This is a genomic window from Cupriavidus neocaledonicus (assembly GCF_000372525.1).
Taxonomy (GTDB): domain Bacteria; phylum Pseudomonadota; class Gammaproteobacteria; order Burkholderiales; family Burkholderiaceae; genus Cupriavidus; species Cupriavidus neocaledonicus.
On record NZ_AQUR01000103.1, the window covers coordinates 174203 to 190738 of the forward strand.

Below are 16536 nucleotides of genomic sequence, written 5' to 3' on the forward strand. Positions count from 1 at the left end.
GTGGGGGTGATTGAGAAGATGGAGCGGGAGAGGGGGAGGTGAAATGCTCGAGGAATAGCTGCGCGCGATAGGTGCAGGCGGACTATTCGCTGTACGCGCGGAGCAGGTCGCGTATCTCTTCCTTGGTCAATTGGCCCGAGCCGAGCACAGCTGAAAAATCATCCTTCCCTAGTGGAAAGCGCGTGAGCAGCGCATGCAGGCTATCCTGATCGAAGGGGCGTTGCAGTGAGCGGGACTAGCCAGAGCTTTTCCGTTGTCCGGCTTCACAACGCATGTGATAGGTTTGGTCCTCGGCACCTTGAGTCGACAAACTCCGCTTCGAGGGCATGCATGTCCTGGGGCGGTGGTCAAAATTTGGTCGATGGTGTGGCGAGGATAAACGGAGGGTTTAGGAAGGAGACCTTGCCTGTTTAGAAGCTCGATTGCCTCTGTGCTGTCACCGGCATGGCTGTCGTCGCGGTTCAAGTAAACCTGGTCGGCACCGATATTCATTCGCTGCAGCCAAAGGCTGCCCTTGCCGCGGTTATTGTCAAGTGTGGTAGCTGCGGTGCCGCAGGCATAGATTTACCTTTTGGATGGCAAGGTCCCAGCGTGATCGCTCCTCATCCGACATCCAGCCAAGCGGCTGTTCAATCATGCCGCGAAAATCGGTCGACGGTGCCTCGATCAGATCAAGGAGCGACATGTAATCGCCGCCAAGTTCAACGAACCGGATGCCTCGTCTGATGCTACTCGCATGGGAGCGATAACGTGCTACCCAGTAGTCTAGCGCTGCTGCACCGTGTACGTCGTTATCGGTGATCAGGGAGTCATAGAGGTGGGCGAAGTCCTCGCACAGGCGCGCGCAACACTCATAGTAGGCGAGCGAACTGGTTTGATACAGGAACCAAGCATCCTGGTCGAGATTTCGCTGCGCGACTGGATAGTGTTTCAGGTTGGTGGAACTCATTAAATATCGTCAGGAACGCTGGCTTGTGCGCGGGCGGGGCGTTCGCCCTTGTACCCCAGACCGCACGCAGTTTCGGGTGACTTGCCTCGTATTCCTGAATCAATGAAGCGTCTAATCGGAGGCAAAAACCCACCGGGTCGAGCGGCCTCGATGCATAGGAAGTTTTTCGCCGGCTTGCACGACGATGCTCACGGAGAGGTCATCTTCTGGAAGCCAACGTCCCGCTTTTGGGGCGGGCTGGCCTGTTTCGAACCAAATCATGGTGCTATCCGTTTCGCTTGTCGCGGACGAATCATCTGTAGCTCCATTTGGCTTCTGGAAGACATACTCGTCTTCCTCCGCAGGGATTGAACCATCTTCGTAGCGCGTATCCTTCCATAGCAGACGCCAGGTTACAGGTTCTGAAAAACTTTCATCCTGATGTTCGTACCTCGATGCTGGGGCTGGCGATCCTGCGTGCAAGTAGTTCATACATCCGCTGATCGGGAATGGTCCTTTGGGCTCTTCCTTTTTCTTGAATAGCGAAAATCCAACTGATTTCGGAACCTCAACAGGTTCCCATATGCCGGAATAAGGAATGGTGTTTCCGGTTGAAATGAGCAATGGTACCTTTGGGTCAGGTACATCGACTAGGAAATTGGGGAAATGCATGCTGGCGAGTTGATCTCGCAGCCAGCTGCCAAAACTATATGGCGCGGCGTCATCAAGCCATTTGCTTTCAAGTATGTCGGAACACTCTCCCCAGGCCTCCGAGAGATCTTTAAAGGTATTGAGGAAACTAGTCGCCCCAGGACTGCTAGGCTCCTCGATCGCTGGTTGTTCTCGCCAATCAACACGAACCAGGTAATTTCCCCAATACGATCGAGGCCGATCTGCCAGTGCAAAGAGGCCGTTAACGTCATATTTAAATACTAGCTTGTCTCCAGCTTTAAGTCGAAGTACCGCATCCTCAAAGTGGGCAAGCCCTTCCAGAGCGTCGATATAGTGAGATTCGGTAATTTGTGAAGAATGCTCCTTACCCGATTCACTAGCCAGTTTTCTACATTTTTCGATGGCGAAAGTCCAGGCCTCGTAGTATCCAAGAATGCGCTTCCATGCTGTGTATGAACTGATTCGCTTGAGCCAATGAAAGATTTTTCGACGCTCATCGTCGTTTGGTAGATGGATGTTATTGACGGAGCTCGGTTTCATGGTTTCACCAATACTTGCCGGTTTTCTTTCGTTGCTTTCTCGCGTGCACCAAGCCGCAAGGTCTGAACTGTACCTTGTCCCAAAGGTGACTTGTATCCCCAGACACCGTTTGCGTCCGTCCATCCGGTGGGAGCTATGCGAAAGGTCAGGCCACTGACCTCGTCTGTCCACGTCGCTGCTTTTCCGGTCCCAATAACTTTTTTTCCAAGTGCTTCCAGCGCGTCGGACACCTTCTTGTCGAGGAAGAAGAACGCCTGTGTTGCCCCTCCGGGAAGGTATTGACCTGGTAGCATCTCGCCAGCTTGCTCCGCAACGGTCCCGACTACTGCCTTGGGCCCGGTCTTCCCGTTGACACTTCCAGTAACGAAGAACCCATCGCGGTTGAATTCATCCAAGACGGCTGCTCGTTCGCGCCATTCTTTTGCCGACTTCGGTGGTGAGCCAAGCCCCCACCAGGCGCCCCCGGGGAAGGTCTCATTAATTTTCTTGCCGTGAGTTGTGCCCTCTGGACCAAAGAATCGGAATATTCTCTCGCCCTGCTTCAGTTCACGATTGACCAACCTTCCGCTATAAGCTCGAATGGCGGGATAGAATTTACCGTCAGGTGAGGTTCGGGCGGTAAGGTCCGGATATCCAGGCGCTGGCCGATACTTGCTTCTCCAAGTTCCCGGATCGCGAACGAGAGCTTCGTTTTGCTTCCAGCCTCCCCTGGCGGAGCGCACAGGCAGCGATCCATTTTCAACCAATCTCGCCTCATCGGCCCGAGTAATGACCCGCTGCCCTGTGGCCACCTGATGCATCGTTTTTCGACTAGTCGACTCGCCACCCGATCGAATATAGGCTTGGACCTCCCTTAGATATTGATCCAATTCCTTGATAGCCTTAGGAATCATTTCGTTTCCCTTGGCTTTGAGTTGTAGCAGTCCACTGCGCAAACCATCGATTCGTCGTAACAAGACCGCCGGAATCGCTGTGCCGGCCTTGTTCTTAATCTGACCGAGTACCTTATACAAGTTGTTCATCAATGCCGCGAATCGTTCCATGATCGCTGCCTGATGATCCGCAAAACGCAGCTTTAGCAGCCACCGTTCAGCATTCTTGACACCTATCCGGTTCAGGAAAGCAATGATTTCATTAGCGCCTTCAAGCAGCTTAGCGGCTCGCGCAGCGCCCTTCAGCGCAGCGGCTTCCTTGCAGACTTTGATGAGAATGCGGCCGACGCCCTTGATGACACCACCGAATACAGGGATCAAGGCAACGACAAGAACAACGAGCAGCACCCACTCCCAGACACTTTCCCGCTTTTCCGGCTTGTCAACCATGCCAATAACGACGGCGATAATATCGCGAACGGCGGTCACATCGCCAACAAGCGGGATCATGCCGATTACGGCATCTACGATGATTTGGGAAAAACTTGCCTTCTCATTGAAGGCGCCCTGGACCGTACCCCAGGTCCAACTGCCGACGTCGGCGCAGATGGCACGGAAGCGACTCCAGGTGAGGCCACCCGGTGGCGTTGTGTTTGCAACTGAAGGCATGTTTTCTTGCTTCTGGAGTAGGCTAAGCGGACTTTGCTTCCGGATCCGTCTCAGTGGACAGGTATTTGTCCACCAGGCTGGCTAACTTGGCTTCCGTCGGATTAGGGTCGTGGCCGGGCGTCGGTGTCTTGTCTTTGCGTTCGAAGGCGCCTGGCATCGGGCCGAAGCTGACCTGCACGGGCCCCGGAGGAATGCCTTCAATGACGGCGCGTCCCTGCGCATCGAGTGTTCCCTGACGTTGAGAGCCGTCAGCCAACTTCGCAAAGTATTGGGCGCCTGCAAGGCCTTCGTCGTCGTGATATCGGTGATCGAGCATTAGCGTCGAGGGCGACATCGCCCCCACCGGCAGCGCCACCAACTCCGCCGGACTCCCCCCACCCCCCACCAACGGATGCCCAGCCCCCTTCACCGACAACAACCCCGGCGTCTCAAACGTAATCGCATTCCCGTCCAGCACGATCCGCGACGAGCCGCCGTGCAGCACCACTTTCTTCTGCGCCAGCACCTCGATGCCGTCGGTCGATGAAGTCACCGTCACCGCCTTGTCCGCCATCACCGCCAGCGCATCGGTGTGGGCCTGGATGGAAACCGGTCCACCAGCCGCAATGGCGCGAATCCCGTTGTTCTGGCTGAACAGGCTCACGCCCTTGGCCGCGGCCGCGGCGACTGTGTTGCCGGCGCCGACATGCCAGTCGGCCTGTGCCAGGCCCAGCAGGTGGCGTCCGGCAAAGATGCTGGTGGTGGCCTGCGTGGCCAGCGCAATCGAGCTGGGCGATTCCGCGACGAGCCATGGTTGCCCGAAGTGCTCGGCAGCGGTGCCGGTATCCGGGCGCTTGGCGTCCTGTTCGTTGACGCGGTCCGGATAGCTGCCGTCCTGCTGCGGGTCGATGGCCTTGGTCAGCGGTTCGAAAGCGGCGATGGCTCCCAGCGGCAGCGCCTGCTGCGAGGTGGCGGCATCGGACAGGCGCTGTGCGGTACGCTCGGCGGCGGTGATTTGTCCGCGGGCTTCGCGGATGTCGAGCATGGTGCCTGCTGCCCTGGCCTGGATCGTGGTCGACAGCAGCAAGCCGTTGCCGGCGCGCACGATGGCCCAGGCGTCGGTGCGCAGTTCGGCGCCGGTGCCGCGCCAGACGCCGCGTTCACCGCTGGCGGGGGCCTGCGCGATCACGTAGCCAAGGTTGAGCTGGGTGTCGGCGGCCGAGCTGGCCAGGCGCATGCGCAGCTGGCCGGTGTTGTCGTCGACGATCCACTGGTTGTAGCCGCCGTCGCCGAGGTTGTGCGAATGCCAGCCGGACAGCGCTGTGTTCAGCGGCGCCTCGGTGGCAGGCCAGGGCAGGGCGTCCTGTTCGTTGTGCAGTTGCGCCACCACCATCGGGCGATCGATGTCGCCATCGAGGTAGGTCAGCATGACTTCGGTGCCGGCGCGGGGCAGGTGATGCACGCCCCAGTTGGGTCCGGCTGCGGCAGTGGCCACGCGCACCCAGGCGGTGACCTGGGCCAGGTCGTCCTGGGCCGGATCGGCGGCGGTGTCGGCCCTTGGATCGGCCATCGGCGCGCGCAGCCAGGGGAGGCGCACGCGCACGCGGTGATCGCGCTCGGTGGTCAGCGGGGCGCCGCCTTCGGCGATGACGACTGCAGGCTGTCCTTCCGGTGCGGTGGGCTTGGGCGAGTACACCGGCACGATCGGGGCATCGGCGCGCACCGCTTCGAAGCGGTTGCGGTAGCTGCCGGCCTCGATGTCGGACAGGCCCAGCAGCAACGCTACCTCGGCTCCCAGGTTGTTGGCCGCTTCATGGCGCACGGCCAGCGTGACGAACTCGTTCGCGGCGGTGTCGAAGTGCCCGGTCAGCGTGAAGCGTTCGCCGGCGCCCAGGGCGCGGACGCTGCCTTCGCCCGCGTAGCGCAGGTAGCGGCTTTCATGTGCTTGCGCGCGCAGCTGCGCGGCGCGGCGGGCGGCGTCGGCGTCGGGGAAGCGGTACGTGCCGCGCGTTTCGAAGGACTCCAGCGTGGGCCATTCGCCCAGACTTTCGCTGCCGGCGTCGGCGGCGGTGGCGGCCAGGGACTTGTAGTCCCATGAGGCCACGGTGACGGCGTTGGTGCCAGCGGCTGCCTGCAGCGACCAATGATCGATGGCATCTTCGCGCTCGGTGGCGTCGCTGCGGTGGAAGCGGATGCTGGGCTGCGCGCAGGCGGGGCGTTCGGCCTGGTTGTCGAAGATCACCAGGCAATGACGGGACTGAGCTTTGTCCTCCTGGCTGGATTGTTCGGCGCCGTCCTGTTGATGCTCGAAGCGATAGGACAGGCCTTCCTCCGCCAGCAGCCGCGTGACAAAGGCGAGATCCGTCTCGCGATACTGGCAGCAGACCGAGCGCTTGCGCAGCGGCTGGCTCACCGCCATGCGGTATTGGGCCAGCGGATAGTCAGCCAGCACGTCTTCGATGATCTCCAGCGCGGTCTTGTCCTGGTAGACATAGCAATCGGTGCGCGCGCGCAGGTGATCGAACCAGGTGCCCACCGTCAGCCGGTAGCGCGCCAGGCCACCGTCGCCGCCGATGGCCGCGCAGTTTTGCACATAGCCGTGCCAGGCGCGGCGGGTGCCGTCGGCAAGCATCAGCCGCAGCGTGATTTCCTCGGTGGCCAGGCGCGCGGTGTCCAGGTGTGCCGACGGGCTCAGGCAATCGATCTGCAGCTGGAACGGTGTGCAGACACCCTCCTGCGCGACAAAGCGCTCCACTACCAGGTCGTCGGCGGTAAGCGCCGTCTCCAGCGTGATCTGGCGCGTGCGCTGGCCCAGCAGCCCGGACAGGGCGGCCATCGCGGATGACGGGTAAGAGGACAAGGGCTTCATCGGAGCAGGGTCGCGCTAGAGGGTTCGGCATGCGGCCCTGGATACGGCAGGACCGCCTTCGATGGCATCAACGCGGCATCAGGGCAGCGAGATGGTCAGGTGCGAATAACGCGGCCCCAGCTTGATCACCTGCGAGTAGCCCTGCAGCGTGTCGCTGGTCTGCGAGCGCAGCGTGGTCGACAGCCCCAGGAAGGCCAGCAGTGCGATCAGTGCAAAGACCGCGCCGAAGATCCACAGCGGGGTTTCGCGCTTGAGCGCGTGCGAGATCTTGTCCGGGATCGGCCATTGCGGTGCAAAGGCGGCGCGTTTGCCCTTGATCGCCGAGATCTCGTCGCCCAGCCGCGCGGTCAGGTAGGCCAGTTTCTCGGGCCCTTCCAGGATGTACTTGCCGCGGAACCCCAGCAGCAGGCACATGTGGAAGACTTCCAGCGCCTGCAGGCGCGGCGCGCCGTGTGCGCGCAGTTCTTCCAGCTTGGTGAAGAAGCCTTCGCCGGCCAGTTGCTCGCCGAACAGCACCAGTTGCAGCGGCCGCCGCTCCCACGTGCTGCGGATGCTGAAGTTCGACGCCAGGATGGTTTCGTCGATGGCGGCGCAGAAAGCGTACTTGGCGTCGAAGATGTCTTCGGCCGCCACGTTGAGCCGCTTGGCGCCGCGCTCGAAATCATCGAGGAAGTCGCGCACCTTCTGCAGGAATTCTTCGGCGCTGCCCGGCTGCTGGCCATTGCGCAGCAGGAACAGCATGAAAAAGCCATCGTAGAGCAGGTCCAGCAGCGTGCGGGCGTGCATGGCGCCGTCTGCCGAGCCTGCGGCGGCGGGAGAGGGCTGGCCGGCCGGCGAGGCGCCGAACAGCGAAGGCGTGGAGGTAGCGCTCATGAGGTCACCGCAATCAGTTCAAGTTTGAGTTCCCGGATGCCGGCCGGGGTGTAGATGGTGATGGTCTGGGCCTGCAGCATGCGGTCGTACAGCGCGCCGCGCGCCTCGATCGCGAAATAGCACGCGCCCGGACGCACCGGGATCGCGGGCGGCACTTGTGGCGTGTAGGTCAACGGCACGCCCGGCATCGACGACAGCACCAGCTTGTCCACATCGTCCGGGGCGCCAACCTTGAAGCGGCTGGGGATGGCCTCGACCAGTTCGGCCACGGGCATGTCCGCGCTCACTGAAAGGTAGAAGCTGGTCTTGTCGTCGATCTTGCCGGAATCCAGGCGCCCCAGATGGAACGAGGGACGGGTCTCGTCCAGCGCGATCGAGAAGTAGCGCGTGGAGATAACGGTATCGAGCAGGTCGCGGATGATGCTGTCCAGCCGCGCAAAGACCGGGCCCGGACTGTCGTGGTCGTAGACCGGAAGATCGGCCAGCGTGTGGCTCTTCGAAAAGGTCATCAGCGCGCCGGCCAGGCGCAGCATTTCCTGGAACAACCGCTCGGGATGCAGTTCGGGATGGTGGAACAGGTGCGCCAGCGCAGCGAAAGAGGCGTTGGCAGTGTGCAGCAGCCAGAACGACGCGATATCGCCCGAGCGGAACTCGATGATGTTCTTGGTGGGTTCGCGATGGAAGCCGTACAGTGCATTGACCTTGGCCTGTAGCGCGTCGATCAGCCGCCGCAGGCGCAGGTACAGCACGGCCGACGCATTGATCGACAGGCTGGGAGCGACAAAGGTCTCGTCCAGTTCGAAGCCGCCGGTCGCGGTGCGCCGGATGCGCACGACCGGCAGCGAGATGAACTGGTCGCGCGGCTCGGTCTCGGCCACCAGCCGGACCGCCTTTTTCAGGTAAGTGATGGCGGCCGGCTCGGCTTCGGTGAACAGGTCCGACGTTTCGGTCTGCAGGCCGACATAGCGGGACGACAGCGATCCTTCCGCGTCGTCGCGGTAGTTGCCGCCGGCGTCGTGCAGCGGCTGCAGCGCCAGGTAGAAGGTCAGTTCCGAAGTGCCGGCGGGGATCGCGTCAAGCACCACGGGCGGTGGCAGCTCATCGGCCTGGGGCGCGGAATACAGTTCGCCGTCGGGAAAGAACAGCGACAGCTCGGTCACGCGCAGCACCCCGCTGGCGAGCGCATCGGTGTCAAAACTGGCATTGCGCACGCCCCAGCCGTAGGGCTGGATTACTTGCGCGGTGGCGTGCAGGCGCGACTCATGGTATGCGTCCTGCCGCTGGAAATGCTGGGGCCGCAGGAACAGGCCTTCGCCCCACAGAATCTTGGCGGAATAACTCACGTTTGCCTTTGTTGTCCTTGTTGGTGCCTGGTCGGCTGCGTCAGGTGCGGCAGCCGGCTGCCGAGACGAGGTTCAGATTGCTGCTGGCCGCGGCGCCCGCTGGCGTGATGGCATCGCCAACGGTCAGTGTCATGGCGCAGGCGTGCAGGCCGATGGTCACGCCGGACTTTTCGCTCCTGGCGCTGTCGAAGGCGAATTTCCAGCGCTGCGGGGCAGGGCTGCGAAACAGTGCCACCACGCCGAAGGTGCCTGCCTCGCGCGTGATCTTTTCCACGATTTCATAGCGCTGGCCGGGAATTAGAGTCATCTCTCTAACCTGTACCAGGTCAGCGCCGAGTGTCTTCTGTTCTCGTTGCGGGTCGATGAAGGTATCGAACGGCGCCTGCAGGAAGCTGGTGGGGTCCTTCAGCTTGTAGAGCCGCACCACGATGGCGGCCGGCCGGTTATCGGCTGCTGCATTGAGGTTGTTGCCGGCGTACAGCTTCAGCGGGACTTCGCGCGGCGGCTTCTGTGATTCCGGCAGGTTGGACGGTTTGAGGCCAACTGCTTCCAGCGCGCCGCTGGCCGCCCCCGCCAGCAGCGTGCCGCCAACCGCGCAGCCTGTCAGCGCCGCAACGCAGGCAGCCGCAGCCAGCCCCGCCGCCAAGCTCGCCCGCTGCCCTGCGGCGGCGCGGCGCGGGGCGTGCCCGGTTGGCTTGCTGTCCGGCGCCCGACTGAGTTCAATTTGTCGCATGACAGAAGTTAGGAATATCTAATTCAGCAGTTGGAGACCTATCCAACAAAATGGTAGAGAACTACCAAAAAGTACTAATGCTGACAATATCCACCGATCTGTTGTCAGCCGTAAGCGGCAGAGTGTACTATTCCGGCCAATTCGGGTTCAACACAGTTCTGACATTATTGGCATTTGGCACTTTTCCCCAGACGGATCTTGCCAGGGCCAGGCCCGAATCGCCCCGCCGCAATCTTGAACTTTCACAGAGACTCGCCGTGAACGACTACAAGCCCAAGTCAGGAATCCATCGCACCCTGGTGATGCTGGCCAGCACCGCCGTGCTGCTCGCCGGCTGTGCAACCTCCAACCCTGGGCCGCAGAGCGATGAGTCGTTCAAGCAGAGCATGTCCGAGGCCGAAGCGGCCCTGGCCAACGGACAGCGCGAGCAGGCCATCAGCCTGTTCGAGCAGATCGCCAAGAACAATCCGACGCGCGAAGAACCGTGGTCGCGCATGGCGCAGATCGAGTTCGGCGCCGAGCACTATCCGCAGGCCATCGTCGCGGCCGAAGAAGCGCTGCAGCGCGACGCCACCGATCGCAAGGCCAAGAGCGTGCTGGCGGTCAGCGGCCTGCGCGTGGCGCGCCGCTCGCTGCAGGAACTGCGTGCCGACAGCGCCCTGGCTGGCGACGTCCGCTCCGACGCCCAGTTGCTGGCCCAGATGCTGCGCGACACGCTGGGCGAGCAAGTGCTGTTCCCCCGCGACAAGAATGCCGCGCCCGTGGCCAAGCCGGTGCCGCGCCGCCGTGCTGCGCCTGCCAAGCCGACCGCCGCCGCGGCGCAGCCGGCACAGCCCGCGGCTGCGGGCGGCGGCAGCGCAGACCCGTTCGGCGCCCTGCGCTGATTCTCAGACCGGATTCCGCCAGATCGGAGAGTAGTGATGGCCAAGAAAGAAAGTGTCCAGAAGCGCCTGCAGAAGGTGCGTCCCCCGCGTGTGCAACTGACGTACGACGTCGAGAAGGGCGATGCCATCGAGCAGAAGGAACTGCCCTTTGTCGTTGGCGTGGTGGCAGACCTGTCGGGCCAGTCGGAAGTGGCCCAGCCCAAGCTGCGCGACCGCAAGTTCGTCAATATCGATCGCGACAACTTCGACGACGTGATGGCGGGCATCGAGCCGCGCGCGGCATTCCAGGTGCCCAACACGCTTTCCGAGGAAGGCGGCAAGTTCGGCGTGGACCTGAAGTTCCATTCCCTCGAAGACTTCAATCCGGAAGCCGTGGTCGAGCAGATCGAGCCGCTGCGCAAGCTGCTCGAAGCCCGCTCCAAGCTGGCCGACCTGCGCAACAAGCTGGCCGGCAACGACAAGCTGGAAGACCTGCTCTCGGAAGTGCTGACCAATACCGAGTCGCTGCAAAAGCTCGGTGCCAATGCCAGGAACGGTGGCGACGATGCTTGATAACCAGTCCGCTGCAATTGCCCAGCCCGGCGCGGCTGTCGGCACGTTGAACCTGCTCGACGAGATCGTCGAGCAAAGCAAGGTGGCGAAGTCGGATTCCGAGCATGCGCGCGCCAAGGACATCATCGGCGAGCTGGTCAGCCAGGTGCTGGACGGCACCGTGGTGGTGTCCGACAACCTGTCGGCGACGCTGGATGCGCGCGTGGCCGAGCTGGATCGCCTGATCTCGGCCCAGCTTAGCGCCGTAATGCATGCGCCAGAGTTCCAGAAGCTGGAGAGCACGTGGCGCGGTCTGTCATACCTGGTCAAGGAAACGCAGACCGGAACGATGATCAAGATTAAGGCCTTGAACGCGACCAAGCGCGACCTGGTGCGTGACTTCAAGACCGCCATCGACTTCGACCAGAGCGCGCTGTTCAAGAAGGTCTACGAAGAAGAGTTCGGTACCTTTGGCGGCGCACCGTTCGGCGCGCTGATCGGCGACTACGAAATCACGCGCCAGCCCGAGGACGTGTATTTCATCGAGCAGATGTCGCACGTGGCCTCGGCCTCGCACGCACCGTTCATCGCATCGGCGTCGCCCGAGCTGCTGGGCCTGGAAACCTTCGCCGATCTAGGCAAGCCGCGCGATCTGGCCAAGGTTTTCGATACCGTCGAATATGCCAAGTGGAAGTCGTTCCGCGAATCCGAGGATTCGCGCTACGTCGGCCTGACCATGCCGCGCTTCCTGGGGCGCCTGCCGTACAACCCCAAGGACGGCACCACGGTCGAGGGCTTCAATTTCGTCGAAGACGTGGACGGCACCGACCATGGCAAATATCTGTGGTGCAACGCCGCCTGGGCCTTCGGCGCGCGTCTGACCGCAGCCTTTGAGGATTTTGGCTGGTGCGCAGCCATCCGCGGCGTCGAAGGCGGCGGCCTGGTCGAGGACCTGCCGACGCATACCTTCAAGACCGACGATGGCGAGATCGCACTGAAGTGCCCGACCGAGATCGCCATCACCGATCGCCGTGAGAAAGAGTTGAGCGACCTCGGCTTCATCCCGCTGGTGCACTGCAAGAACTCGGACTATGCCGCGTTCTTCGCCGCCCAGTCGGTGCAAAAGCCCAAGAAGTACAACACCGACAGCGCCAATGCCAATGCCGTGCTGTCGGCTCAGCTGCAGTACATCTTCTCCGTGTCGCGCGTGGCGCATTACCTCAAGGCCATGATGCGGGACAAGATCGGCAGCTTTGCCTCAGCGCAGAACGTAGAGAGCTTCCTGAACCGCTGGATCTCCCAATACGTTCTGCTGGACGATAACGCCAGCCAGGAGCAGAAGGCTCAGTTCCCCCTGCGGGAAGCCTCGATCCAGGTGTCGGAGGTACCCGGCAAGCCGGGCACCTACCGCTCCGTCGCCTTCCTGCGCCCGCACTTCCAGCTTGACGAACTTTCGATCTCGCTGCGGCTGGTTGCGGATTTGCCGAAAGCGGCAAACTCCTGACCGTGATCCCTGCGGGGGAATGCGGGCGCAGTACCTAGCAATGCCAGGAAACTGGCAAGAAGCCTAAATAGCGATTTTCATCGAGGGTCTTTCCATGAAGGATATCTACGTCAAGTTCGGCAGCCCGGCAATCAAGGGCGAATCGCAAGACAAGGACCACAAGGACTGGATCGAGGTCAACACCTGGAAGCACAGCATCACGCAGCCGCGTTCGGCCACCGCGTCCACCGCGGGCGGCCATACCGCCGAGCGCTGCGAGCACGGCGAGATGGTGTTCACCAAGGATCTGGACGTGGTCAGCCCGCTGCTGTACCAGCACGTATCGGGCGGCACCACGTTCGACGAAGTCACCATCGACTTCCTGCGGGCCGACGGTGAAGGCAAGCGCGTCAAGTACCTGGAAATCAAGCTGAAGAACGCCATCCTGGGCGCGGTGTCGGCCAACGTGGTTGCCGAGGGCATCCCCAGCGACAGCTTCACGCTGAAGTACGCTGCCGTGCAGTGGAAGTACACGCAGCAGAAGATCGGCGGCAACCAGGGCGGCAACTCGCAGGGCGCCTGGAGCCTGACCAAGAACGACAAGACCTACTCGGTCTGACGTTCCTGCAGTCAAGCCTTGCCGCGGCAGCGTTGCCGCGGCATTTGCTTGTTCGCTCCCATGAAAGGCTTTGAGCCCAGCCTGCTCGACAAGCTCTTCGACGACGAGCCGCACGCGCCGCTGCCCAGCGCGCTGCGGCAATTGTCGCTGGAGGAGCTGAAGGCAACGGTTGCCCGCGACATCGAGTCGCTGCTGAATACGCGCATCGTCCATGAGGATGCCGATTTCAACGGCTTGCCCGAATGCCGGCGGTCGCTGCTGACCTATGGGCTGAATGATTTCGCGGGGCTGAGCCTGGCCAGCTTCGATGACCGCCAGTACATCTGCCAGTCGTTGCGCAATGCAATCGAGCGCCATGAGCCGCGCTTGCAGAACGTCAACGTCGCGCTGTCGGTCAACGAGCGGGCTACCAGCGTGCTGTGCTTTGGCATCAGCGCGGTGCTGCTGGTGGGGCCCGCGCGCGAGCCGGTCAGCTTCGATGCCATGCTGCAGCCATCGACGCTGCAGTATTCGGTCACGCGAGGGCGGGGCTGAAGCGCGGCGGCGGGTCAGGTTGGCCGTCGGAGCCACAGACCTCATCGCTGCGTATCCGCCTTACTAGTGTCACCACCGGCCACACAGAATGGAAGACTTGCTGCCATATTACGAACGCGAACTGGCCTTCCTGCGCCGGTATTCGCGCGACTTTGCCGAGCGCTATCCCAAGATTGCGGCGCGCCTGGCAATGTCGGCCGATGGCTGCGACGATCCCCACGTCGAGCGGATGATCGAATCGTTCGCCTTCCTGTCCGCCCGCATCAGCAAGAAGCTCGACGACGAGTACCCCGAATTCACCGAAGCGCTGCTGGAGGTGCTGTATCCGCACTACCTGAGCCCGTTTCCGTCCTGTTCCATTGCGCATTTCGACGTGGCCGGCATGGCGGCGCAGTTGAGCGCGCCGGTCACGGTGCCGCGCGGCACGTTGCTGATCACGCGCCCGGTGCGCAAGGTGGAGTGCCGTTTCCGCACGGCCTATGACGTGACCTTCCTGCCGTTGCGCGTCGCTGCCGCGGGCTTTGAGCGGGCGGTGTCCGCGCCATCGACGGTGAACTTGCCGAAGGGGGCGACGGGCGCTATCTCGATCGAGCTGGAGTACCTGGGCGAGCAGGGCGGCTTCGATGCGCTGGGCCGCCAGGCAGTGCGCGTGTACCTGGACGGCGAACCGTCATTCGTGGCGGCGCTGGGCGACGCACTGTTCCTGCACGTGGCTGCGGCGTATGTGGAAGAGCGCCCCGGTGTGTGGAAGCGCCTGCAGCGGGCGCCGCTGCGCGAAGTGGGTTTCGGCGCGGACGAGGCGCTGATCGACACCCCCGCGCGCTCGCATCCGGCATACCGCCTGCTGAGCGAGCATTTCGGCTTTGCCGAGAAATTCAACTTCTTCGATCTCGACCTGGACCCGGTGCAGCGGGCGCTGGTGCCCGGCGGCGCTGTGCGCCGCGTGACCCTGCACCTGGTACTGACCGAGGTGCGCAGCGACAGCAACACCGCGCGTCTGCTTGAAGGGCTTGGCGCGGCTCACCTGCGCCTGCACTGCACGCCGGTGGTCAACCTGTTCCGGCAAAAAGCCGACCCGATCCGCATCGAGCATACCGCCACTGCTTATCCGGTGGTGGCCGACAGCCGCCGCGCACACGGTTTCGAGATCTATTCGATCGACCAGGTGCAACTTGTGCGCGAAACCGCAGCCAGTCATGACGTGGTGGAGTTCCGGCCGTTCTACTCTCTGCACCACGGCGAAGATCCGGGCAGCGCCGGACACTACTGGATTGCCCGCCGCAATGCCCTGGTAGCGGAACGCAGCCCGGGCTTCGAGACCGAAATCTCCATCGTCGATTCGGACTTCGATCCCGCCAGCCCACGCACGGAAACGCTGAGCCTGAGCGTGACCTGCACCAACCGCGACCTGCCCGCGCTGCTGGCGTTCGGGCAGCCCGATGGCGACCTGACCATGGAGGGCAGCTCGATCGCGCGCCGCATCAGCTTCCTGCGCAAGCCGACGCCGTCGATGCGGCTGAGCAGCGGGCGCTCGTCGCAGTGGCGGCTGGTTTCGCTGCTGGCGCTGAATCACCTGTCCCTGGTGCAGAACGGCCTGGCCACGCTCAAGGAGATGCTGCGCCTGCATGACCTGCCGCGCAGCGCGATCTCGGCGCGGCAGATCGAAGGCATCGTCGGCCTGGACTACAAGCCGACGACGCAGTGGCTGGCCGGCAAGCCGTTCGCCACCTTTGTGCGCGGGCTCGAGATCCAGCTGACGCTGGACGAGGATGCCTTCGTCGGCACCGGCCTGCATCGCTTTATCCGGGTCATGGATCATTTCTTTGGCCTGTATGTCCACCTGAACAGCTTTGTGCAGCTGGTCGCGGTATCGCGCCGCGGCGGCAAGGAACTGGCAAGATGCGCACCCCGCAGCGGCGAATCGATCCTGGTGTAATCCGCACGCTGCTGCGGCAACCCTACCGCTACGAGTTCTTCCAGGCGGTGCGGTTGCTCGAGCTCCACTATGCGCGCGAAGGTGCCGGCACACCGGAGCAGGTGCTGGCCACGCGCGTCGCTTTCCGCAATACCCTGTCGCTGTCGTTCCCGCCGAGCGAGCTGCAGTCCATCGAGGCCGCCACGGCGCTGAATGGGGAACTGGATAGCGATGCGGCCTTTGCGCAGGCCCTGGCCGATGGTGCGCTGGACCAGGTGTCGATCACTCCCACCTTCTTCGGGATGCTGGGCGCGCAGGGCGCGCTGCCGCTGCACTACACCGAGATCGTGGCGGAGCGCGAAACCCTGCGCCGCGACCGTGCCGCACGCGCCTTCTTCGATATCTTCTCCAACCGCGCGACGGCGCTGTTCTACCAGGCGTGGAAAAAGTACCGGCTGCCGTTCCAGCACGAAGTCGACCGCAACCGGCATTACCTGCCACTGCTGCTGTCGCTGGCCGGCATGTCGGACAAGTCCATGCGGCGCAGCCTGTCAGCCACGGCGGGGGTCGTGCATGACGAAGCGCTGGCCGGGTATGCCACCGCCGCGCGCCACCGGCCGGTATCGGCCGCCTATTTGCAGCAGGTGCTGTCCGATTACTTCCGGGCTGAAGTACGCGTGGAGCAGTTCGTCGGCGGCTGGTACCAGGTGCCGCCGTCGCAGTATTCGCGGCTTGGCGGCACCAACAATCTGCTGGGCGCCACCGCACTTGCCGGGGCCCGCGTCTGGCAGCGGGACCTGCGCGTTCGGATCTGGATGGGGCCGGTGGGCCGAGAACAGTATCGCAACTTCCTGCCGGGTGCCGAAGGCGCCCTGGCCTTGCGCAAGATGGTGACGGTGCTGTGCGGTGCGACGCTGGAGTACGAAGTCGGCCTGATCTTGCGCGCCAGCGACGTATCCGGCTGCGCGCTTGGCGCCGAAGGCAGCGGCAGGCTTGGCTGGGATACCTTCCTCAGCACCAGGCCCGCGCGCCAGGACCGCAGCGATGCGCGCTACACGCTTGCGCCCGTGCATTGAGTACAGCTTTGCTTTC

At 62.8% G+C, this 16536-nt stretch carries 14 protein-coding genes; 7 read left to right on the plus strand and 7 right to left on the minus strand.

Annotated features, from left to right (window positions below; all coding sequences use genetic code 11):
- Positions 1-529 precede the first annotated feature (529 nt).
- From A3AG_RS32245 to tssJ, 7 genes are all read right to left on the minus strand, one after another.
- The gene (locus A3AG_RS32245) at positions 530-949 is read right to left on the minus strand and encodes a hypothetical protein (RefSeq protein WP_051073555.1); all 420 of its coding nucleotides are present in this window, start codon (positions 947-949) and stop codon (positions 530-532) included.
- Between the two features lie 111 nt (positions 950-1060).
- Positions 1061-2140, minus strand: a complete 1080-nt coding sequence (locus A3AG_RS33565; protein ID WP_081610763.1) for an Imm71 family immunity protein — start codon at positions 2138-2140, stop codon at positions 1061-1063.
- Positions 2137-3681 (minus strand): hypothetical protein, encoded by a 1545-nt coding sequence (locus tag A3AG_RS33570; protein ID WP_081610764.1) that lies wholly within the window; start codon positions 3679-3681, stop codon positions 2137-2139. Before A3AG_RS33570 ends, A3AG_RS33565 begins: the two co-directional genes overlap by 4 nt.
- 22 nt (positions 3682-3703) lie before the next feature.
- Positions 3704-6529 (minus strand): type VI secretion system Vgr family protein, encoded by a 2826-nt coding sequence (locus tag A3AG_RS0122105; RefSeq protein WP_026164394.1) that lies wholly within the window; start codon positions 6527-6529, stop codon positions 3704-3706.
- Positions 6530-6607: 78 nt separating this feature from the next.
- The gene (gene icmH / locus A3AG_RS0122110; protein WP_018007531.1) at positions 6608-7402 is read right to left on the minus strand and encodes a type IVB secretion system protein IcmH/DotU; all 795 of its coding nucleotides are present in this window, start codon (positions 7400-7402) and stop codon (positions 6608-6610) included.
- The gene (gene tssK, locus A3AG_RS0122115) at positions 7399-8745 is read right to left on the minus strand and encodes a type VI secretion system baseplate subunit TssK (RefSeq protein ID WP_018007532.1); all 1347 of its coding nucleotides are present in this window, start codon (positions 8743-8745) and stop codon (positions 7399-7401) included. The genes icmH and tssK overlap by 4 nt, the downstream gene beginning before the upstream one ends.
- 40 nt (positions 8746-8785) lie before the next feature.
- On the minus strand, positions 8786-9478 hold the full coding sequence (tssJ, locus tag A3AG_RS0122120) for a type VI secretion system lipoprotein TssJ (protein ID WP_081610765.1): 693 nt from the start codon (positions 9476-9478) through the stop codon (positions 8786-8788).
- A 302-nt stretch (positions 9479-9780) separates the two neighbouring features.
- On the opposite strand from tssJ, the gene A3AG_RS0122125 reads away from it, so the two are divergent.
- The 7 genes from A3AG_RS0122125 to tssG all read left to right on the plus strand — a co-directional run bounded on the left by A3AG_RS0122125 (position 9781) and on the right by tssG (position 16520).
- A complete protein-coding gene (locus A3AG_RS0122125; RefSeq protein ID WP_051073559.1) occupies positions 9781-10362 on the plus strand; it encodes a tetratricopeptide repeat protein in 582 nt (193 codons plus the stop codon).
- A gap of 36 nt (positions 10363-10398) precedes the next feature.
- Positions 10399-10914 (plus strand): type VI secretion system contractile sheath small subunit, encoded by a 516-nt coding sequence (gene tssB, locus A3AG_RS0122130; protein ID WP_012355842.1) that lies wholly within the window; start codon positions 10399-10401, stop codon positions 10912-10914.
- A complete protein-coding gene (gene tssC, locus A3AG_RS0122135; protein WP_020384475.1) occupies positions 10907-12397 on the plus strand; it encodes a type VI secretion system contractile sheath large subunit in 1491 nt (496 codons plus the stop codon). Before tssB ends, tssC begins: the two co-directional genes overlap by 8 nt.
- 94 nt (positions 12398-12491) lie before the next feature.
- Positions 12492-12995 carry an Hcp family type VI secretion system effector gene (locus A3AG_RS0122140; RefSeq protein ID WP_012355844.1) on the plus strand — a complete coding sequence of 168 codons (504 nt, stop codon included), beginning with the start codon at positions 12492-12494 and terminating at the stop codon, positions 12993-12995.
- Between the two features lie 60 nt (positions 12996-13055).
- A complete protein-coding gene (gene tssE, locus A3AG_RS0122145) occupies positions 13056-13529 on the plus strand; it encodes a type VI secretion system baseplate subunit TssE (protein ID WP_012355845.1) in 474 nt (157 codons plus the stop codon).
- 88 nt (positions 13530-13617) lie between these two features.
- Positions 13618-15465: a type VI secretion system baseplate subunit TssF gene (gene tssF / locus A3AG_RS0122150; protein WP_018007536.1), complete on the plus strand. Its 1848-nt coding sequence runs from the start codon at positions 13618-13620 to the stop codon at positions 15463-15465.
- On the plus strand, positions 15429-16520 hold the full coding sequence (tssG, locus tag A3AG_RS0122155; RefSeq protein WP_018007537.1) for a type VI secretion system baseplate subunit TssG: 1092 nt from the start codon (positions 15429-15431) through the stop codon (positions 16518-16520). The genes tssF and tssG overlap by 37 nt, the downstream gene beginning before the upstream one ends.
- The last annotated feature ends 16 nt before the right edge of the window (positions 16521-16536 follow it).

What these genes read in the sequence shown, in the direction of transcription:
- icmH (WP_018007531.1), bottom strand. Translation starts at nt 7,402, where the DNA reads ATGAGCGCTACCTCCACGCCTTCGCTGTTCGGCGCCTCGCCGGCCGGC.
- tssC (WP_020384475.1), top strand. Translation starts at nt 10,907, where the DNA reads ATGCTTGATAACCAGTCCGCTGCAATTGCCCAGCCCGGCGCGGCTGTC.
- tssB (WP_012355842.1), top strand. Translation starts at nt 10,399, where the DNA reads ATGGCCAAGAAAGAAAGTGTCCAGAAGCGCCTGCAGAAGGTGCGTCCC.
- A3AG_RS33570 (WP_081610764.1), bottom strand. Translation starts at nt 3,681, where the DNA reads ATGCCTTCAGTTGCAAACACAACGCCACCGGGTGGCCTCACCTGGAGT.
- A3AG_RS0122140 (WP_012355844.1), top strand. Translation starts at nt 12,492, where the DNA reads ATGAAGGATATCTACGTCAAGTTCGGCAGCCCGGCAATCAAGGGCGAA.
- A3AG_RS33565 (WP_081610763.1), bottom strand. Translation starts at nt 2,140, where the DNA reads ATGAAACCGAGCTCCGTCAATAACATCCATCTACCAAACGACGATGAG.
- A3AG_RS0122125 (WP_051073559.1), top strand. Translation starts at nt 9,781, where the DNA reads ATGCTGGCCAGCACCGCCGTGCTGCTCGCCGGCTGTGCAACCTCCAAC.
- tssF (WP_018007536.1), top strand. Translation starts at nt 13,618, where the DNA reads ATGGAAGACTTGCTGCCATATTACGAACGCGAACTGGCCTTCCTGCGC.
- tssJ (WP_081610765.1), bottom strand. Translation starts at nt 9,478, where the DNA reads ATGCGACAAATTGAACTCAGTCGGGCGCCGGACAGCAAGCCAACCGGG.
- tssG (WP_018007537.1), top strand. Translation starts at nt 15,429, where the DNA reads ATGCGCACCCCGCAGCGGCGAATCGATCCTGGTGTAATCCGCACGCTG.
- A3AG_RS32245 (WP_051073555.1), bottom strand. Translation starts at nt 949, where the DNA reads ATGAGTTCCACCAACCTGAAACACTATCCAGTCGCGCAGCGAAATCTC.
- A3AG_RS0122105 (WP_026164394.1), bottom strand. Translation starts at nt 6,529, where the DNA reads ATGAAGCCCTTGTCCTCTTACCCGTCATCCGCGATGGCCGCCCTGTCC.
- tssE (WP_012355845.1), top strand. Translation starts at nt 13,056, where the DNA reads ATGAAAGGCTTTGAGCCCAGCCTGCTCGACAAGCTCTTCGACGACGAG.